Annotated in this window: 1 protein-coding gene; it reads right to left on the minus strand. The window is 78.9% G+C overall.

Translation table 11 applies throughout. The annotated features are described in order from the left end of the window. Positions 1-1,964 (minus strand): helix-turn-helix transcriptional regulator (locus ACIQOV_RS38790; protein WP_401055531.1); only part of this gene is annotated, 1,964 nt, incomplete at its 3' end. Between the last annotated feature and the right edge of the window lie 144 nt (positions 1,965-2,108).

The following is a 2,108-nucleotide window of genomic DNA, read 5'->3' on the forward strand; positions in this document are numbered from 1 at the left end:
GTGCTCGGTGCGTGCATCACCGCGAATGTGTCGCTGGGGGAGCTGGGCGGGTGGGCGCCGAGGCGGTCGAAGGTCTCCAGGGCGGCGCGCAGGTGGGGGCGGGCGTCGGTGCGGCGGCGGGTGCGGCGCAGCCATTCGCCGTAGAGGAGGGCGGTGCGGGCCTGTTCGAAGGGGCGGTGGGCCGTCGCGTGCCGGGAGAGGGCGGCGCGGTAGGCGGTCTCGGCGAGTTCGTCGGGGCCGAGCAGGGCCTGGCAGCGCAGGCGGAGGGCCTCGGCCCAGGGGCGGTCGGCGGCGGCCGTCCAGCGGGCGAAGCGCTCGTAGGGTTCGGCGGCACGTTCGGGGGTGCCGAGGCGGACGGCGGCCTCGACCAGGTCGGGGACGGCCCGGGTGGCGCTGATGTGGTGCCGGTGCGGGCCGGTGGTGAGGGTGTGCAGCCGGTCGGCGGCGTCGCCGGCGCGGCCCTGGCCGAGGTCGAGCAGGGCGAGCGCCCACTGGACCCAGGCCAGGCCGGCCGCGGGGGCGGCGGTCTGCGGGCCGGTGGTGGCGAGGGCGGTCGCGGCGAGTTCGGCGCAGCGGTCGGCGCGGCCGTCCAGCGCGGCCAGGCAGGCGAGCAGCGCGGTGAGTTGGCTGACCCACTGGTGCTGGCCGGTGTCCCGGGCGAGGCCGAGGCCTTCGGTGGCGGTGAGTTCGGCGTCGCGATGCCGGCCGTGGAAGAGTTCGGCCTCGGCCAGGAAGAACTGCAGGGTGGGCATCACTCCGACGGTGCCCTTGGCGCGGGCTTCGGCGATCAGTTCGGCGGCGAGTTCGGCGGTCTCCTCGTCGCGCCCGAGGACCAGGGTGGCGCCGCACAGCTGGACCAGGTCGACCGGGCTGTCGGCCCCCGCCCGGCGGGCGGCCTCCACGGCCTCCCGGACGGGCCGAAGCGGCGTGGCGGGCCGGCCGAGCGCGGGCAGGACGGCCGCGGGCAGGTGGCGGGCGAGCGGGGCGAGGGGGTCGTCGGCGGCGAGCGGCAGGACCGCCAGGCGGTCCAGGACGGCGACCACCGGCTCCTCCCCCGCGTACCAGGCGGCGTGGAAGGCCTGGAGCAGCATCCGGGCGGCGTACATCGGGTCGATGTCGGTGCCGGCGGCGTCGAGCAGCAGCCGGTGGGCGGTCGGGTGCGCGCCGCGCCAGAAGTGCGCGGTGGCCCGGACCTGGTCGAGCAGGGCGTGCGCCAGGACGTTGTCGGTCCGGCCGGAGGCCTCGTCGGCGAGCGCCTCCGCGCGAGCCAACTCGCCTTCCTCGGTGGCGGCTTCGGCGGCCAGGACGAGCCGGCGGGTGGCGCTGTCGCGGTCCGGGGTGAGCCGGGCGGCGCGCTCGTACGCGGCGGCCCCGCCGTGGCCGCCGCGGCGCTCGGCGCGGACGGCGGCGCGCTCCAGCGCGTCGGCGAGGCCCGCGTCGGGGCCGGTGGCGGCCAGCGCGAGGTGCCAGGTGCGGCGGTCGCCGTCCGGCAGGGCCCGCGCCACGGCCTGATGGACCGTCGTCTTCTGGTGGTGCGGAGCGCGTTGGAGGATCGCGGAGCGCAGCAGGGGGTGCCGGAAGGCGATCCGGCGGTCGGCGGTGACCGTCGCCAGGCCGGACTCCTCGGCGGGCGCGAGATGTTCGGCGGTGACGCCGAGGGCGGCCGCTGCGGGCAGGACGACGTCCAGCGCCCCGCTCTCCTCGGTGGCGGCGACCAGCAGCAGCGTCTGGGTGGCCGCGGGCAGGCCGGTGACCTGGCCGTGGAAGGCGATCAGCAGCCGGCTGGTGAGCGGCAGGCCGCCCGGCGCCGACGTGTGCGGCCCCGCGGCGACCGGGAGTTCGGTGAGTGCGAGCGGGTTGCCGGCCGCCTCGGCGAGCAGCCGGTCGCGCGCGGCGGCGGGCAGGCCGGGACCGGCCCGCCGGGCCAGCAGCCGGGTGGCGTCGGCCTCGGACAGTCCGGTCACCTGTCGTTCGGGCAGTCCCAGCGGACGCTCCGCCGCGCCGGTGGTGGCCCCGGGGCCCCCCCCCGCCCGCGCGGGGGGCCCCCCCCCCCCCCCCACCGGACATGGGGGGGGGGGGGGGCAGGGGTTGGGGTGGGGGTAGTTAAA

The organism is Kitasatospora sp. NPDC091257, assembly GCF_044757675.1.
Lineage (GTDB): Bacteria > Actinomycetota > Actinomycetes > Streptomycetales > Streptomycetaceae > Kitasatospora > Kitasatospora lactacystinica.